The sequence below is a fragment of the Pseudomonas sp. DVZ6 genome (genome assembly GCF_024259445.1).
Classification (GTDB): Bacteria; Pseudomonadota; Gammaproteobacteria; order Pseudomonadales; family Pseudomonadaceae; genus Aquipseudomonas; species Aquipseudomonas peradeniyensis.
This window is the reverse complement of the sequence record NZ_JANCLM010000025.1, coordinates 77,759-94,470: the sequence shown is the minus strand read 5'-3', so window position 1 is coordinate 94,470 and position 16,712 is coordinate 77,759. Positions and strand designations below refer to the sequence as shown.

Below are 16,712 nucleotides of genomic sequence, written 5' to 3'. Positions count from 1 at the left end.
GATAGCCGCTGCAAGGGTTACGGCGGACACCTTGAGGACAAGAATCGGGACAAACGCCCCTCCAGAACTTTTTCCATTTTCCCGGTCTATTGGGTGAGTGCATTCCTCGGTTGCTCCAACAGCCACCGAACGCACGCTCACCTGCCATTCAGAGGTTGTCTTCTCTCATGAAATTCCCTGCCCCATGCATGCTGCTCGTTGGCCTGTTCGCACTCGCGGCCGCAGGCTCGGCATCCGCCGCACCGATGAAGACGTCGACACCTCACACCCTCGACCTGGCGGACCGCCAGGCCAGCGAAAACCCTTGGCCAAGCCTGGCCAGCGCACCCTCGGCAGCGCTGCTGGCCCATGACGACCGCTACCGGCACGACGAGCGCTGGCACGATCACCGCGACGACTGGCGTCGGGAACAGTGGCGCCGCGAACAATGGCGCCGGGAGCAGCACCGCCGGGAAATGGAACGGCAACGCTACTGGGAACGCCATCACGAGCGCGCCCTGCGTCATCGCTATGACGACGACCACCGCTACTATCGCCGCTGAACAGCCCACGCGCTGCCTGCTTCCCTCTGGAACAAAACATAACGTGCTGATTTAGCTTGCACAGCGTGGGAGCGGGCTTGCCCCGCGATGGGGTTGCGCGATACATACGAAAATACGTATATTCGATTTTCCATATGTATAGGCCATCACCATGCTCACGCCTCCTGAGGTATTCAAATGCCTCGCCGACGAGACTCGCGCCCGTGCCACCTTGCTGATCGCCCAGTCGGGCGAGCTGTGCGTCTGCGAGTTGATGTGCGCCCTCGGCGACAGCCAGCCGAAGATCAGCCGCCACCTGGCCCAACTGCGCAACTGCGGCCTGTTGCAGGACCGCCGCCAGGGCCAGTGGGTGTACTACCGCCTCGCCCCACAGCTCCCTGCCTGGGTGCATGACCTGCTGCAACTGACCCTGCGAGCCAACGAAACCTGGCTGCACGACAACACCACCCGCCTGCAGCACATGGACGGCCGCCCGCAACGCGCCGCCTGCTGCTGAACCTGCCCCCGGAAAACACCCATGCTGATCGCGATCGCGGTATTCGTCTTCACCCTGGTGCTGGTGATCTGGCAACCCCGTGGCCTGGGCGTGGGCTGGAGCGCGGCACTCGGCGCGCTGATCGCCCTGGCCGTCGGCGCGGTCTCGCTGCAGGACATCCCGGCGGTCTGGGCCATCGTCTGGAACGCCACGGCCACCTTCATCGCCATCATTATCATCAGCCTGCTGCTCGATGAAGCCGGCTTCTTCGAATGGGCCGCCCTGCATGTGGCGCGCTGGGCCAATGGCAGCGGCTACCGCCTGTTCGCCTTCTGCGTGCTGCTGGGCGCGGCGGTGTCGGCGCTGTTCGCCAACGACGGCGCCGCGCTGATCCTCACCCCCATCGTCATGTCGATGCTGCTGGCCTTGCGCTTCTCGGCCGCCACGACCCTGGCGTTCGTCATGGCCGCTGGTTTCATTGCCGACACCGCGAGCCTGCCGCTGGTGGTGTCGAACCTGGTCAATATCGTCTCGGCGGACTATTTCGGCCTGGGCTTCGGCGAGTACGCCGCGGTGATGGTCCCGGTGAACCTGGTCAGCGTCGCCGCCACCCTCGGCGTGCTGTGGCTGTTCTTCCGTCGCGACCTGCCGCGTCACTATGCCCTCGATGCGCTCAAGGCCCCCGAGGCGGCGATCCATGACCGCGCCACCTTCGTGGTCGGCGGCTGGATGCTGCTGGTGCTGCTGGTCGGGCTGTTCGCCCTGGAACCGCTGGGCGTGCCGGTCAGCGCGGTGGCGGCGGTGTGCGCGGCGATGCTGTTCGCCGTCGCCGCCCGCGGCCATCGCATCTCCACCCGCCGCGTGCTGCGCGAGGCGCCCTGGCAGGTGGTGATTTTCTCGCTGGGCATGTACCTGGTGGTGTATGGGCTGAAGAACGCCGGCCTCACCGACCTGCTCACGCAACTGCTCGACCGCCTGGCCGCGCACGGCCTGTGGAGCGCCACCCTCGGTACCGGCCTGCTTGCCGCCTTGCTGTCGTCGGTGATGAACAACATGCCCAGCGTGCTCATCGGCGCCCTGTCGATCCAGGCCAGCGATGCCCAGGGTCTGGTACGCGAAGCGATGATCTACGCCAACGTCATCGGCTGCGACCTGGGCCCCAAGATCACCCCCATCGGCAGCCTCGCCACCCTGCTCTGGCTGCACGTGCTGGAGCGCAAGGGCATGCGCATCACCTGGGGCTACTACTTCAAGGTCGGCATCCTGCTGACCCTGCCGGTCCTGTTGATCACCCTCTCGGCCCTGGCCTTGCGCCTGAGCCTTTGATACCCGGAGCGCCCCATGCGAGTCCTGTTCATGTGCACAGCCAACAGCTGCCGCAGCATCCTCAGCGAAGCCCTGTTCAACCACCTGGCGCCGCCGGGCTTGCAGGCCGTGAGCGCCGGCAGCTTTCCCCGGGGCCAGGTGCTGCCGCGCAGCCTGAGCACCCTGCAACAGGCCGGCATCGCCATCGAGGGGCTGAGCAGCAAAGGCAACGACGCCTTCGCGGACAACCCGCCGGACATCGTCATCACCGTGTGCGACAAGGCCGCCGGAGAAACCTGCCCGGTGTACTTCGGCCCGGCGCTGAAGTGCCACTGGGGACTGGCGGACCCGTCCGAGGTGGTGGGCGACGAGCAGACCATCGACGCCGCCTTCCGCGCCACCCTGGCGCATATCGAACGGCGCTGCCGGGCGTTTCTGGCCCTGCCATTGGCCAGCCTCGGGCGCGATCAGCTTGCGGTTGAGCTGGAGAAGATCGGCAGGCTTTGAGCGCTGGTCCTTTCGAGGTGTTCGACATTAGAGTTGCAGCGCCTACAAGATCGAGCGCCGCCCGCGCGGCGCATCGCGACGCAAGGCCGCTCCTACATTTGTTGCAACGTACCGAACCTGTCAGGCCATGGTTGCCCGCCTTGGTGCATGTCTTGAGACAGGTGAGGCGCCAGTGGTGCCCACATTGAAACCGCGTCGTACCAACAAGGCGGACAAGGTATTGGCACAGGATTGACTGGCCCGAAACAGATGTAGGAGCGGCCTTGCGTCGCGATGCGCCGCGCGGGCGGCGCTCGATCTCACAGGCGCTGCAACACTCTCGTCGAACCCCAGGGAAAATGGCAATCTAGGTCCCGCAGTGAACCATCAACAGGATGTTCAAGGGAGTCATGTCGTCATGGCAGCACTGGATCGCGTATTTCATGGTCTTCACCAGCAAGGGTTGTTACTTCTGGCCAACGTGGCGGACGCCGGCGGCGCGCGCCTGGTCGAGCGCCAGGGCAGCCAGGCGGTCGCCACCAGCAGCGCCGCCGTGGCCTGGTCGCACGGTTATCAGGACGGCGACAAGCTGCCCCTGGCACTGCTGGCCGGCACCGTCGAGTCGATGGCAAGGGTGCTCAGCGTGCCGCTGACGGTGGATATCGAAGGCGGCTATTCGCACGCCCCCGAACAGGTTGCCAAGGTCGTCGACACGGTCATCGCCGCAGGCGCGGTGGGGATCAACATCGAGGACGGCACACAGCCTCCCGAACAGCTCCTGCGCAAGCTCGACGCCGCCAGAAACGCCGCGAGCCGGCGCGGGGTCGACCTGTTCATCAACGTGCGCAGCGATGTCTACCTGAAGAACCTGCTGCCCGCCGAGCAGCGCCTCGAGGAGCTCCTGCGGCGCGCCGCGCGCTATGCCGCTGGCGGCGCGAACGGGCTGTTCGCCGCCGGCGTGGTCGAGCCCGACGAGATCGCTACGCTGTGCCGGGAGCTGACGCTGCCGGTCAATCTGCTCTGGCGCGCAGGCTTGCCCGGCCCGGCCGAATTGCAACAGCTTGGCGTTCGCCGCCTGAGTGCCGGATCGAGCATCGCCGAGTTTCTCTATGGCGCCATGAGCGGCCTGGCCCAGCGTTTCCTGGAAAGCGGCCAACTCGACACCAGCGGGTTGAAGGCACACAGCTATGGTGAACTCAACGCACTGATGGCCAGCCAGGCCGATGGTTCCTGAACGGTAGGGAGAGCCTGTAGAAGCTGAAAAGCACCTGGCCCTCATCGGTTCGCTCCACTACCGTGGGCTGATCATTTCCGGCCCACTGGACCAGGCCTTTCAAGGTGTTCGACGACAGAGTTGCAGCGCTCTTGAGACCGAGCGCCGCCCGCGCGGCGCTCGGTCTTATAGGCGTTGCAAGGTTTGCGGCGGACACCTTGAGGCCCTTATCCGGTAAAGACCTTGAAAGGGATGGCCCACTGGACGAATCGCCGGAATCGCCCTAGCATCGGCGCCCCCACGGCCTCACTCACGGACGATCATGCCCCCCGCCACCCGACTGCTTGCCCTGTTCGCCCTGTCCACCCTGGTCAGCGCCTGCAGTGTCAATGGCACCTATATCGACAGCACCCGCCCCGATGCCGCCAAGCTGCGCTACATCTCGGGCAATAGCAGCTCCACCCTCGACCTGTTCGACAGCGAGCGCTGTGAAGGGCGGACCACCGGCATGCTCAACAACCTGTTCGTCCCCGACTCCCGCCGGCGCGCCGACATGAGCGTACCGCCGCCAGCGCACAGCAACAGCTACTACGAGATCCGCCTCGAACCCGGCAAACCAGTACATGTTCGCGCCAACACCCAGGGCGCCACCACGGTCTGTGCGGCCTCGTTCACCTTGACACCGCAGGCAGGTTCCGAATACGAACTGAGCTTCGACAAGTCGCCTGGCTACTGCCAGGTGGAACTGGTGCGCCTGCAACGGGTCGAGGGAGAGGACCAGCGCCAGCCCTATCCGATGATCGACACTGTTCCAACCGTCTGCTGGGGTACGTCAGCGCTGTTCCCGAAACAACCCACGCCCCTGCCCGATTCCGCCCGGCGCACCGCGCTGATCGACAGCATCCTGCGCGACAGCGTCACACCGGAGATGGAACAGTTGACCACGTTGCGCACAGCCGTGGTCCTCACCCGCCAAGCCTCCCCCGAAGTACAGGTAGCGGCACGCAAACAGGAAATGGGCCTTGATTTGACTGAGGCCTATTGGCAGCAATACCAGCAGAACCTGCAGACATTCGCCGAGGCGCTCGCCAACCTGAAGACTCGTACGCTGGAGCGCTACGACACCGACAACCGCGCCTACCTGCGCAGTGTCCTTGACCAGCAACTGCAGGTCTGGGCTGGTGACAACAACGACCCGCACCTGCCCAGCAGGGCCCAGCGTATGCGCGACATGGCGCACTACTACAACTATGTCCTGCAAGAGACGGTCGCCCAGATCAGACTCGAACACTTGCGCAGCATGGCTGAACTGGACCAACGCGAAGGGGTTTGCAAGCGCTTCGCCGGATGCTGGAAACTCTAGGCCGTCAACCGAGCGAAGGGCTGCCCCATGCCGTCGGGGCATGACGGTCACGGTCTTCGACCCCGACCTGGACCCCGATGGGCGCTGCGCGACGACAATCGTCGAGTTGCTGGGGCGGTTGCCGTTTCCGCCAGACAGGGGCACTTGAAGCAGCCGACAGTCTGCTTGCCCACAGGTAGTGTGCCGCGCCCCCGAGCCTGTGTATGCTGCACGGGCGCGGCAAGCGGCCCCCGGCGGCTTGCAGGACCTCGCGCCGCCGCCCTGCGTGATCGGACCATGACCGGGCTACCCGTATCGGACACCCCTGCCCTATGCCCGTCGACCTGCAAGCGCTCTACCCCAGGCTGATCCACCTGATGCTGGACACCGTGTTCGTGGTCGACCGGGACGACACCATCGTGTTCGTGAGCAACGCCTGCGAAGCCTTGCTCGGCTATCGCGCCGACGAACTGACCGGCACCCCGATCACCCGCTACATGCACCCGGACGATCTGGAAACCACCCGCGCCTCGATCGTCCGGGTCATGGACGGCACCCCGCACTTCGACTTTCGCAACCGCTATGTGCGCAAGGATGGCGAGATCGTGCATATCCTCTGGGCGGCCTTCTGGTCCGACGAGGTGGGCGCGCGGATCGGCGTCGCGCGCAACATCACCGCCCTCACCCAGGCCGAGCAGGAACTGCGCTTTCTCGCCCATCACGACCCGCTGACCAAGCTGACCAACCGCTCGCTGTTCAACGACCGCCTGGCCACCGCCCTGCGCGCCGCCCGTCAGCAGCAGCGACGGCTGGCCCTGCTGTTCCTGGACGTCAACGACTTCAAGGGCATCAACGATGTGCACGGCCACGCGGCCGGCGACCGCGTGCTGTGCACCATCGCCCGACGCCTGCAGGACAGCGTGCAGGAAGCAGACACCGTGGCGCGGATCGGCGGCGACGAGTTCATCGTGCTGCTGACCGATGTGCCGTCGGAGGACGCCGTGTACGAGGTGGTCGAGCAGATCGCCATGGTCATGGAGGAGCCGCTCGGGGCCGAGTTCGGCGATGTCAGGATGCCGTCCTGCAGCATCGGCGTGGCCTGCTATCCCAGCGATGGCGAGGATGCCGACACCCTGCTCAGCCATGCCGATGGCGAGATGTACCGCAAGAAGCGGCGGCGAGTGCGGGTGGGGTGATGGCCTGTTGTGGCCTCATCGCGGGGCAAGCCCGCTCCCACGCTGATGAGCACGCGCAACCACTCGTGGGAGCGGGCTTGCCCCGCGATGTGGCCCGCACACTTGCTCAGCCCTTCCAGGCCTCCACCACGATCCGCGTGGCCGCCGCAATCGTCTCGCTGTTCCACGGCGCGTCCTGTTTCGTAGCACGGCTGAACACCACCAGGATCCACGGCGCCCGGCCCTTGGGCCAGATGACCGCGACATCGTTGGCCACGCCATAGTCACCCGAGCCGGTCTTGTCGCCCACCACCCAGTCCTTCGGCAGCCCGGCGCGAATGCGCGTGTCGCCGGTGGTGTTGCCCTTGAGCCAGGCCTGCAGCTGTTGTTGCGCGGCGGCGGGCAGGCCATCGGTGAGCAGCAGGCGCTGCAGGGTCATGCCCATGGCCAGGGGCGTCGTGGTGTCACGCGGATCACCCGGCAAGGCGGTGTTCAGCGTCGGCTCGTTACGGTCGAGGCGGAAGGTCGGATCGCCCAGGCCACGGACGAACGCCGTCAACCCGGGTGGACCACCGACCAGTTCGAGCAGCAGGTTGCCGGCGGTGTTGTCGCTGTACTGCACGGCGGCGGCGCACAGTTCGGCGACGGTCATGCCAGGCCCGACATGCTTTTCGGTGACCGGCGAATAGACCACCAGTTGCTCGGCGCCATAAGCGATGCGCCGCGCCAGCAAACCCGGCTCGGACGCGCTGCGGTGCAGGACGGCACCGGCAAGGACGGCCTTGAAGGTGCTGCAGAAGGCGAAGCGCTCTTCGCCACGCCAGGCCAATTGCCGACCGCTGCCGGTGTCCAGGGCCCACAGGCCGATGGTACTGCCGCTGGCCGCCTCGAGCTGTTGCATCGCCTGGCGCAGCGAATTGTCCGCCCAGGCGGGCAGGGTCAGCAGGGCCGAGCAGCCGAGCGCGCCCTGGAGCACGCGGCGGCGGCTGAGGGTGGGGATCATGCAGGCATTCCTTAAGAAAATGAGCAAAACGCGAAGGCTAGAACGTTTTAGCACCTGAGCCAAGCACCGCCTTGTCCCTCCAGCAGGACCAGCCATGCCGTGGGAAAGCGGATTCTTTTCGCGCCACTGCCCTGGCCACCCTTGCGTTGACCGGCAAAAGGCAGGACAGTAACCGGGTGTTCCCGCAATGAAACGGAGATTCGCCTTGACTACCGATCGCCTGAGCCTGCTCCAGTTCGAGCAACTCAGCCTGAAGCCCGCCGCCGCCAGCCAGTTCGCCCTCTCGCTGAAGGACCTCGAACAGCTGACACTCCCCGAGCGCTACGCCTATCGTGCTGCCCACTACCTGGGCGACATGGCCGAGGCAGAGAACAGCCAGCAGCTGGCTGTCGCCAAGGAGCAGGGCATCGGTTTCACCCAGGGCCTGCTCACCGCCGCGGCCATCGAAGACGCCCTGGCGAAAAGGCTGATCGAGGTCTTCAATAACGCGAGCGAGCGCGCCTCCAAGCTGCTGCCACAGTAACGGTAGTTGCCTTCCCGAGCCCGGCGCCTGTCCGGGCTCATGCCTGATCCTGCCCTACCAGCTCCTGCGTCTCGCCTGGCCATCGTCCAAGGAGTCCACATGCCACTGGTACGCATCGATATCAAGCGCCACCCCGACCCGGCTCATCTGCGCACACTCGGCCAGATCGTCTACGCCTGCATGCGGCGAACGATCAATGTGCCCGAACACGACAATTTCCAGATCCTTACCGAACACGATGGCGACCACCTGGTGAGCGACCCGCAGTACCTGGGCATCCAACGCTCCGACGGCCAGGTGTTCATCCAGATCACCCTCAACGAAGGCCGCACCCTGGAGCAGAAGAAGGCGCTGTACCAGGCCATCGCCGAAGGTTTCGAGCGCGAGGCCGGGGTGCGGCCACAGGACGTGTTCATCAACCTGGTCGAGGTGCGCAAGGAGAACTGGTCGTTCGGCAACGGTATCGCCCAGTACGCCAGTTGACGGCAGTGGGCTGCCTGGCACCGTCCTTACCATGGCCGCAGGAGCCTCCGATGATCAGCGAACTGTCCGTTCATGTCCTGTTCCACAGCCTGTGCTATCCGCTCGGTTGGCCACTGGTGAAGCTGGCCACGCTGGGCAGGTATCCGTCCAGGGGCGCCTGGTACACCGAGCGCGCCGAGGCCGAGTGGACAGCTGCCATCGGCCTTGTCGTACTCTTGCTGCTACTGATGCTGTTGCTGGGACAATTCGACATTGCGCCTTTCCCCTGATCCGCTGGAGCCCTCGTTGACCAACACGCCCTTCTTCCCCTTGCAGGCCCTCGCAGCCGAGTTGCTGCCCCAACTGCCCGCCGACAGTAACGACGGCTCCCATGACCTCGCCCATCTGCAACGGGTCTGGAGCAATGTCCGGCGTATCCAGGCCAGGGAGGGCGGCGACCTCGAAGTACTGCTCGCCGCCACCGTGCTGCACGATTGCGTGGCGGTGGAAAAGAACTCGCCCCTGCGTGCGCAGGCCTCGACGCTTTCGGCCGAACGCGCCGCCGCGATCCTTGCCGACATGGGCTGGCCGCAACCGCGCATCGAGCAGGTGACCCATGCGGTGATGACCCACAGCTACTCGGCGGGCCTTTCGCCGCAGAGCCTGGAAGCGAAGATCCTCCAGGACAGCGATCGCCTGGACTCCATGGGCGCCGTCGGCATCGCCCGCTGCTTCTATGTGTCCGGGCGCATGGGGTCGGCACTCTATGACGCCGAGAACCCCACTGCCGCAGGGCGGGACTATCGCGACAACCACTTCGCCATCGAGCACTTCCCAACCAAACTGCTCAAGCTCAGCTCGGGCTTGCAGACCGGCGAAGGCGCGCGCCTGGCCGCCATCAGGCATCAGCGGCTGGCGTCGTTTCTCGCCGAATTCATGGAAGAGGTCGGGGTGGATCCGGCCTGCGCCCTGTCGACCCAGGCTTGAAGGACACCAGCGCCACCTCTTTTTGCGAAAATCCGCTTTACCTGTCTATAACTTCATAGTTCATCATCGCCCCACTGCATGAGGGGAAGACTGGTGTATCGCATTTCCGAACTGGCGGCGAAGGTGGGCCTGAGCCGCTCCACGTTGCTCTACTACGAAAAACTCGGGCTGGTGTCCTCGCGGCGCCAGGCCAACGGTTATCGCACCTACGGCGAGCAGGACCTGCAGCAGCTGCGGCTGTTGCAGCAACTGCAGGCCGGCGGCCTGAGCCTGAAGGAATGCCAGGCCTGCCTGGAGGCGCGCCTGGACCGCGCGGCCCTGCTCGAACGCCTGCATACCCTGGACGAAGAGATCGCCGCCCGACAACGCTCGCGTGACCTGCTGGCGGCGATGCTCGGGTTGTCGTCCATGCGCCCCTGGCACCAGGCCCTCGAGCAGCAGGCACCCGGCGCCCACCTGGCGTGGCTGCGCCGGCAGGGATTCAATGAGAAACAGGCCCTGCGCCTGAAATGGCTGTCCCGCGACATGAACGAACACGACCGCTACATGGCCGACTTCGAACGCATTCTCGATGGCCTCGAGTACCTCGGCCCAGGCTCGGCACAGGACTCACTCAAAGCACTGCACGCCTTGCCCCACGCCCCCGCGACACTGCTGGACATCGGCTGCGGTCGTGGCGCCTCCAGCGTGCTGCTGGCCGAACACAGCCAGGCGCACATCACTGCGCTGGACAACGACGAGCACAGCCTGGGCTGCCTGCGCGCGACCCTGGTCGCCAAGGGCCTGCAGGCGCGGGTCACGCCGATTTGCGCGAGCATGACCCAGCTGCCGTTCGCGCCCCGGCACTTCGACACGATCTGGGCCGAGGGCTGCGCCTACATCATGGGCTTCGACAACGCCCTGGCGTACTGGCGCACCTTTCTCAAACCCCAGGGTTACCTGGTGGTCAGCGACCTGGTGCGGGTGGCCGACCGGCTCACTCCCTCGGTCGAGGCGTTCTGGCAGGCCGCCTACCCCGACCTGCACAGCGTCGACACGCGCCTGGCCGCCATCGCCCGCCTGGGCTATCGCACCCTGTCGCACTTCCCCTTGAGCGTGCAGGCCTGGAGCCACTATCTGGAGCCGCTGCGCGAACGCGTGGCCAGCCTGGCGGACGAGGACTTCGCCTCCCAGGCCCTGGCCGACATCCGCCGCGAACTCAAGATCCACGAAAACCACCTGGGCGAGTACGGGTATCATCTGTTCGTCATGCAGACGCGCTGAACCCGCCCCAGGACATGGAGTCACCATGAACATCGAAAAACTGCAGAACCGCCTCGCCTTCCTGCGCCAGGCCGAACAACTCAAGAGCGTGATCCGCAGCGCCCACACCTCCAGCGGCCGCGCCGAAAGCACCGCCGAGCACACCTGGCGGCTGTGCCTGATGGCCATCACCTTCGCCGACGAACTGGGCGATCTCGACCTGCTCAAGGTGCTGAAGATGTGCCTGGTCCACGACCTGGGCGAGGCCATCAGCGGCGACGTCCCGGCCGTCAGCAAACAGGGCTTCCCCGACAAGAACCGGCAGGAACGCGAAGACCTGCTGCACCTGATGTCGAGCCTGGACGCCGCCCTGCGCGACGAGATCATGGCGTTGTGGGAGGAATACGAGGCCGCCACCTCGGTCGAGGCGCAGGCGGTCAAGGCCCTCGACAAGCTGGAAACCCTGCTGCAACACAACCAGGGCCGCAACCCGCCGGGCTTCGACTATGCCTTCAACCTCGACTACGGCAAGCGCTATACCGCCGCCACGCCGCTGTTCGAGGCCCTGCGCGGCCTGATCGACGCCGACACGCGCCGGCATCTCGACAATGGCATCAGCCTGCGCGACGAGCGCCCGGAGGACACCGCCACCATCGGCCAACTGACCGAGGCCGCCTTTGCCAACGCCGAACACAGCAGCCACACCGAGCAGTTCATCGTCGCTGCCCTGCGTCAGGCCGGACAACTGACGGTGTCGCTGGTGGCGGTGGAGGCCGGCGCCATCGTCGGCCATGTGGCGATCTCCTCGGTAAGCCTGTCGTCGGGCGCCAAGGGCTGGTACGGACTGGGACCGGTCTCGGTGCTGCCGCAGCGTCAGGGCCAGGGCATCGGCTCGGCGCTGATCAACGCCGCGCTGGCCCGCCTGCACGGGCTGGGTGGCCAGGGCTGCGTGGTGCTGGGCGACCCAGGGTACTACGGCCGCTTCGGTTTCAAGGCCCAACCGGGCCTGAGCTTGCCGGGCGTGCCGGCCGAGTACTTCCAGGCCCTGGCCTTCAGCGGTGATGTGCCGAAGGGCAGCGTGCAATACTCCACGGCGTTCGAGGCAACCGCCAACGCGTAAACGCGATCACTGTAGGAGCGGGCTTGCCCCGCGACGGCGTCGGCAGCCACAACCTTGTCACCCGTGCCGACGCTATCGCGGGGCAAGCCCGCTCCCACGCTGAAACCCTGTTCCCTGCGCGACAGCGCAGCCCGGAAGGGCTGTGTGATCTCCTACAGGTTGCGCATCAGCACGCGAGCCAACGCGAACAGATGTGCTCCGCAGCCAGCAACCATCGTCTACCTGAACGTTTTCGAACGCGCCTTTCCTTCGCACCAGGTTTCCCGATGCAAGCACTCCTGCAAGAGATCCTCGACCACGTCCGCCCCCTGCTCGTCCAGGGCCAGGTGGCGCAATACATCCCCGCCCTCGCCCAGGTCGACCCGAACCAGCTGGGCATCGCCGTGCAGAGCCTGGACGGCCAGTTGCACTGCGCGGGCGATGCCCACACGCCGTTCTCGATACAGAGCATCTCCAAAGTGTTCAGCCTGGTGCAGGCGATCAACCACAGCGGCGAGGACATCTGGTCGCGGCTGGGCTACGAGCCTTCGGGCCAGGCGTTCAACTCGCTGGTGCAGTTGGAGGTGGAAAAAGGCCGGCCACGCAACCCGTTCATCAATGCCGGGGCGCTGGTGATCTGTGACATCAACCAGTCGCGCTATGCCACGCCCACCCTGTCGATGCGCGACTTCGTCCGCCGCCTGGCGGCCAACCCGCGCATCGTCAGCGACACGGTGGTGGCCGAGTCGGAATACCAGCACCGCGCGCGCAACGCGGCCATGGCCTACCTGATGCAGGCCTTCGGCAACTTCCACAACGATGTCGACGCGGTGCTGCGCAGCTACTTCCACCACTGCGCGCTGTCCATGAGCTGCGCCGACGTGGCCCGCGGCTTCGCCTTCCTGGCCAACAGCGGCTACTGCCCGCACAGCGGCGAGCAGGTGCTCAGCCCGCGCCAGGCACAGCAGGTGAATGCGATCATGGCCACCAGTGGGCTGTATGACGAGGCCGGCAACTTCGCCTACCGGGTCGGCCTGCCAGGCAAGAGCGGCGTGGGCGGCGGCATCGTCGCGGTGGTGCCAGGGCGCTACAGCATCTGCGTGTGGTCGCCAGCGCTGAACGCCTCGGGCAACTCGCTGGCGGGGCTGCGGGCGCTGGAGCTTTTGAGCGAGCGGATGACCGGGTCGGTGTTCTCGGCGGTCTGAGCGCCCCCTACAGGGTCGGGCTGTCGCGCCAGGCCGAGGGGCTCTGTCCGGTCCAGCGCTTGAACGCCCGGCGAAAGCCGCGCACATCGCTGTAGCCGAGCGCCTCGGCAATGCGTTCGATGGGCATGTTCGGGTTGCCCAGCAGGCTCGTTGCCCGCGATTGGCGCACCTGCTCCTGCAAGCCTTCGAAGGTCACGCCGTGCTCGGTCAGGTGCCGGCGCAGGGTACGGCTGCTCATGTTGAGGTCGGCGGCGACACTGTCGATCCGGCAGCCCCCGGGCAGGTCGCGGGCGATGGCGCGCTCCACGCTCTGCAGCAGGCTGGCCTTGTGCTGCAGCGGCGCGCACTCCAGCTCCAGCAGTTTGAGCGCCTGGCGCAGGGCGACCGGCTGATGCCCGGGCAACGACTGGTCGAGCCAGCGGCTGGCGATCACCATGCGGTTGTGCAGGCAGCCGAACGCTACTGCCGGCCCTAACAGATGCACGTAAGTGTCCCGGTAGGCCGGCGCGGGATGGGTGAACTCGAAACGCAGCGGCTGGAACTCGGTACCGATCAGCGTCCGGCCGTAGACCATCAGGCTGGCGAAGAACTCCTCCACCGCGAACACCTGGATCTCGGCGTAGGGCAGCCGGCAGTCGACCTCGATAAAGGTCTCCCGCTCGTCCTCGTGAAGACTGTAGACCGCGATGCCGCCGCTGGCGTGCTGGTAGCGCGCGCCTACCTCGAAGGCATCGCGCAAGGTCCTGCACAACGACAGCACGTGGCCGAGCAGGCCCAGGGTGCCCAGTACATTGCGATGCCCGACCCACAGCCCCAGGCCCTGCCCGGGCAAGGCCTGCAGGGTGCGCTGGATCAGTGCCACGGCCTGGCGACAGGCGATGCGCTGGGCCGGGTCCTGCAGCTCGGCCGGGGTGAAGCCCAGGCCTCGGCACAGCCGCTCGCCGTCCAGGCCACGGTCGCTGGCGAGCTGGAGCAAGGTCTGCAACATGAACGGCGAGGCCAGCGCCAGGTCGAGTTGCGGGTCGAGGGGGGTACTGGGCATGAAAGGCTGCTCCCGGGCCGAGGCGCCTGAGGTTCTTGTTGTCGGGGGCACTGCGCTCGGCGCCGTCATGATATCGCGCAGGGACGCGCCCCGACGGCGAGAGTAACAAAATATTGCAGAGTGTCCGGCAAAGCCCCCCTGCCTGTCCGGCACGGCCCTGCGCCCCCAGGCGGCCAGCGCTTATTTGTATAGGGCGGCACAACGCCGCTCGCCCACAACAATAAGAACGAGCCCGACCATGAACCCGACCCGCCTCGCCTGGCTGCCCCCGGCAGCCGCCTGCATGCTCAGCGCCAGCCTCGCCCTCCCGACCCATGCCACCGAAAACGGCGTGGACAACATCGGCCCCGGCACCGACGGTTTCTTCGTCCTGCCGCTGAACGTCGACCAGCTGCCGGCGCACATGTTCGCCTTCAATCTCTACTACAACCACTACCAGGCGCGAAAACTGGACATCAGCTCGCTCGGCGGCAAGGTCGAGCAGGTGAAGATCACCTCCGATGCGATCATCCCGCGGCTGGACTACCTCAGCCCGCTGCGCCTGTTCGGCGGGCGGGTCGGCGGCTACGTGGCGCAGCCCTACATGCGCCAGCAGGTGGCGATGTTCGGCCAGCGCAGCCGCCGCGAGAGCCAGGGCGACGTCACCATCGCACCGATCATCCTGTGGGACATGGGCGCGGACCTCACCCTGGGCGCGGCGCTGGAGATCACCCTGCCCACCGGCGACTACGAAGCCACGCGCATGGCCAACACCAGCAACAACTTCTACACCTACAAGCCGCTGCTGTCGGCGACCTGGCTGCCCAGCGAACGCAGCGAGCTGTCGGTCAAGGCCACCTACAGCTTCAACGAAGAGAACCACGACACCGACTATCGCTCGGGGCAGCTGTTCCACTTCGACTATTCGGCCAGCTACCGGGTGACCGACAACCTGCGCCTGGGGGTCAATGGCTACTACGTGAAGCAGACCACCGACGACAAGCAGTTCGGCCGGACCGTGAGCTTCATGGGTGAGGATGTCGATGATGGGGTGCGCGGGCAGGTGTTCGCCATTGGCCCGGCGCTGCATTACACCTTCCTCGAGTACGCCAGCATCGAGGCGCGCTGGGCCAAGGAGTTCGCGGTGCGCAACAGGCCGGAGGGGGAGATGTTGTGGGTCAAGCTGAGTTTGCCGTTTAGTTTGTGAGGCCCGATCAGTTGCTAATTTCAGCGTTTACGTCTTGATCGCCGGGGCTGCTTTGCAGCCCTTTCGCGGCACAAGGCCGCTCCTACAGGGAGTGCGGTCGCCTGTAGGAGCGGCCTTGTGCCGCGAAAGGGATGGCCGCCCATTCAGGGAAATGCATGAATTTATGGACTGCGCAGCAACCCGCTACGCATACACCGGCCAGCGCTCGACAATCCGCCCATCGCGAACCGCCAGCAGGTCGCCGAACTGCAGCAGGATGGCCTCGGACTGGGTCGGGCGCAGGAACACCTGGTCGTCGACCTGCAGGCCCACCGCCGCCGAGCCGTTGAGCATTTCCTGGTTGGAGCTGCGCCCATAAAGGCCGTTGAAACGCAGTCCCCTGGGCGACTCGGGCTCGGCCAGCCAGTTGCCGCCATAAATGAAGAAGGTCTCGCGCTGATTCGGGTCCCACCAGGCGAACAACGCCGACTTGCCGTCCAGCGCCGGAATCTGCACCGCACCCGTGCGCTTGATCACCGGCGTGGCAATATAGGCCGCCGGCTGGTGGTCCTGCAGCGACGGCAGGTCATAGTGGGTGGGCTTGAGCAACGCCGAACCCACCGATACCTCGCTACTGGTGCGCTCGTACTCGTGCATGCGGTAGCTCGGGCTGCCGGCGGTGTTCAGGGTCAGGTCCGTACGCCACAACCCGGGGTAACGGCTGCGGGCGTACTCGACAAAGCCGTCGTACAAGCCCATGACCTTGGCGAACAGCGCCTGTGGCGATCCGAGGATGCCCGGCACGCCCATGCCGACGAAGGGGTCGTAGCCCATGAAGCCGGCGAAGGCCAGGTGCCGGGGATTGGCGGCGATGATCGCCAGCATCCGCTCCAGCTGCGCCGAGTCCTTGACCCCGCCCCGGTGCAGGCCGACATCCAGCTCGATGTTGATCCGCAGCCGGGTGCCCAGTCCCTGGGCCAGCGCCAGGTACTGTTGCAGGCGCTCGGGGGTGTCGAGCAACCATTGCAGTTGCCTGGCCGGGTCGAAAGCGCCGCGGTGCTCTTCGTAGAACAGCTGCGCCGAACGCACCGGCAGCGGCTTGCCCAGCAGGATGTCGGCATCCGGGAAGCGCAGCGCATCGTGGTTGAGAAACGGCTGGTGGAACGACATCAGCCGGCGGGTATCGGCGCGCCGGGCGATGTAGTCGAGCAACTGCGGCGAGGGCAGCGACTTCTCCACCAGGCGCAGCTGCTTGCCGGCGCGGCGCACCGACTGGGTCACCACATCGATGTTGTGGTCCAGGCGGTCGAGGTCGATCAGCATCACCGGGCGCATCGGCCCGTGCTCGCGCAGCTCGCGCTGCAACCTGGCGAAATAGTCATCGTGCGGCGCCCCTTGGGCGCCAGGGCGCAGCCAGGCGCCGGCAGCGGCCAGCAGCACACCGGC

At 66.1% G+C, this 16,712-nt stretch carries 18 protein-coding genes and 1 pseudogene; 16 read left to right on the top strand and 3 right to left on the bottom strand.

The features are described 5' to 3' along the window. Window positions 1–167 precede the first annotated feature (167 nt). The 7 genes from NMG10_RS15995 (at window position 168) to NMG10_RS15965 (ending at window position 6,559) form a co-directional block, all read left to right on the top strand. A complete protein-coding gene (locus NMG10_RS15995) occupies window positions 168–542 on the top strand; it encodes a hypothetical protein (RefSeq protein ID WP_232856891.1) in 375 nt (124 codons plus the stop codon). A gap of 151 nt (window positions 543–693) precedes the next feature. Then, complete coding sequence (locus tag NMG10_RS15990) at window positions 694–1,038, top strand: metalloregulator ArsR/SmtB family transcription factor (RefSeq protein WP_110739533.1); 345 nt, start codon at window positions 694–696, stop codon at window positions 1,036–1,038. A 21-nt stretch (window positions 1,039–1,059) separates the two neighbouring features. Then, window positions 1,060–2,343: an arsenic transporter gene (locus NMG10_RS15985; protein ID WP_069017405.1), complete on the top strand. Its 1,284-nt coding sequence runs from the start codon at window positions 1,060–1,062 to the stop codon at window positions 2,341–2,343. Between the two features lie 15 nt (window positions 2,344–2,358). Further along, window positions 2,359–2,829 (top strand): arsenate reductase ArsC, encoded by a 471-nt coding sequence (locus NMG10_RS15980; RefSeq protein ID WP_232856892.1) that lies wholly within the window; start codon window positions 2,359–2,361, stop codon window positions 2,827–2,829. A gap of 397 nt (window positions 2,830–3,226) precedes the next feature. Further along, window positions 3,227–4,042, top strand: coding sequence for an isocitrate lyase/phosphoenolpyruvate mutase family protein (locus NMG10_RS15975; protein WP_254464686.1), 816 nt, complete (start codon window positions 3,227–3,229; stop codon window positions 4,040–4,042). Window positions 4,043–4,343: 301 nt separating this feature from the next. After that, window positions 4,344–5,384: a hypothetical protein gene (locus NMG10_RS15970; RefSeq protein WP_254464685.1), complete on the top strand. Its 1,041-nt coding sequence runs from the start codon at window positions 4,344–4,346 to the stop codon at window positions 5,382–5,384. A 311-nt stretch (window positions 5,385–5,695) separates the two neighbouring features. Next, window positions 5,696–6,559 (top strand): sensor domain-containing diguanylate cyclase, encoded by an 864-nt coding sequence (locus tag NMG10_RS15965; protein WP_234562454.1) that lies wholly within the window; start codon window positions 5,696–5,698, stop codon window positions 6,557–6,559. Window positions 6,560–6,665: 106 nt separating this feature from the next. Here NMG10_RS15965 and bla read toward each other — a convergent pair whose 3' ends face one another. Then, window positions 6,666–7,541, bottom strand: a complete 876-nt coding sequence (bla, locus tag NMG10_RS15960; RefSeq protein WP_337994563.1) for a class A beta-lactamase — start codon at window positions 7,539–7,541, stop codon at window positions 6,666–6,668. A gap of 205 nt (window positions 7,542–7,746) precedes the next feature. Here bla and NMG10_RS15955 point away from each other — a divergent pair, with 205 nt between their 5' ends. From NMG10_RS15955 to glsB, 8 genes and pseudogenes are all read left to right on the top strand, one after another. Then, window positions 7,747–8,064 (top strand): hypothetical protein, encoded by a 318-nt coding sequence (locus NMG10_RS15955; protein ID WP_203647290.1) that lies wholly within the window; start codon window positions 7,747–7,749, stop codon window positions 8,062–8,064. 99 nt (window positions 8,065–8,163) lie between these two features. Then, on the top strand, window positions 8,164–8,547 hold the full coding sequence (locus tag NMG10_RS15950) for a tautomerase family protein (RefSeq protein ID WP_254464684.1): 384 nt from the start codon (window positions 8,164–8,166) through the stop codon (window positions 8,545–8,547). Window positions 8,548–8,597: 50 nt separating this feature from the next. Continuing rightward, window positions 8,598–8,816 carry a hypothetical protein gene (locus NMG10_RS15945; RefSeq protein WP_254464683.1) on the top strand — a complete coding sequence of 73 codons (219 nt, stop codon included), beginning with the start codon at window positions 8,598–8,600 and terminating at the stop codon, window positions 8,814–8,816. A 16-nt stretch (window positions 8,817–8,832) separates the two neighbouring features. Then, entirely contained in the window at window positions 8,833–9,513 is a 681-nt protein-coding gene (locus NMG10_RS15940; protein WP_254464682.1) for an HD domain-containing protein, read from the top strand. A 93-nt stretch (window positions 9,514–9,606) separates the two neighbouring features. Continuing rightward, window positions 9,607–10,776, top strand: coding sequence for a MerR family transcriptional regulator (locus tag NMG10_RS15935; protein ID WP_254464681.1), 1,170 nt, complete (start codon window positions 9,607–9,609; stop codon window positions 10,774–10,776). 25 nt (window positions 10,777–10,801) lie between these two features. Beyond that, window positions 10,802–11,362: pseudogene (locus NMG10_RS15930) on the top strand (HD family hydrolase); the annotation flags it as partial. Window positions 11,363–11,368: 6 nt separating this feature from the next. Continuing rightward, window positions 11,369–11,875, top strand: coding sequence for a GNAT family N-acetyltransferase (locus NMG10_RS15925; RefSeq protein ID WP_232856930.1), 507 nt, complete (start codon window positions 11,369–11,371; stop codon window positions 11,873–11,875). A 266-nt stretch (window positions 11,876–12,141) separates the two neighbouring features. Then, on the top strand, window positions 12,142–13,059 hold the full coding sequence (glsB, locus tag NMG10_RS15920; protein WP_028691427.1) for a glutaminase B: 918 nt from the start codon (window positions 12,142–12,144) through the stop codon (window positions 13,057–13,059). A gap of 7 nt (window positions 13,060–13,066) precedes the next feature. Here glsB and NMG10_RS15915 read toward each other — a convergent pair whose 3' ends face one another. Further along, window positions 13,067–14,101 carry an AraC family transcriptional regulator gene (locus NMG10_RS15915; RefSeq protein ID WP_203647295.1) on the bottom strand — a complete coding sequence of 345 codons (1,035 nt, stop codon included), beginning with the start codon at window positions 14,099–14,101 and terminating at the stop codon, window positions 13,067–13,069. A 283-nt stretch (window positions 14,102–14,384) separates the two neighbouring features. Here NMG10_RS15915 and NMG10_RS15910 point away from each other — a divergent pair, with 283 nt between their 5' ends. Continuing rightward, a complete protein-coding gene (locus tag NMG10_RS15910) occupies window positions 14,385–15,287 on the top strand; it encodes a transporter (RefSeq protein ID WP_232856931.1) in 903 nt (300 codons plus the stop codon). 183 nt (window positions 15,288–15,470) lie between these two features. Here NMG10_RS15910 and NMG10_RS15905 read toward each other — a convergent pair whose 3' ends face one another. Further along, window positions 15,471–16,679, bottom strand: a complete 1,209-nt coding sequence (locus NMG10_RS15905) for a DSD1 family PLP-dependent enzyme (RefSeq protein ID WP_254464688.1) — start codon at window positions 16,677–16,679, stop codon at window positions 15,471–15,473. Between the last annotated feature and the right edge of the window lie 33 nt (window positions 16,680–16,712).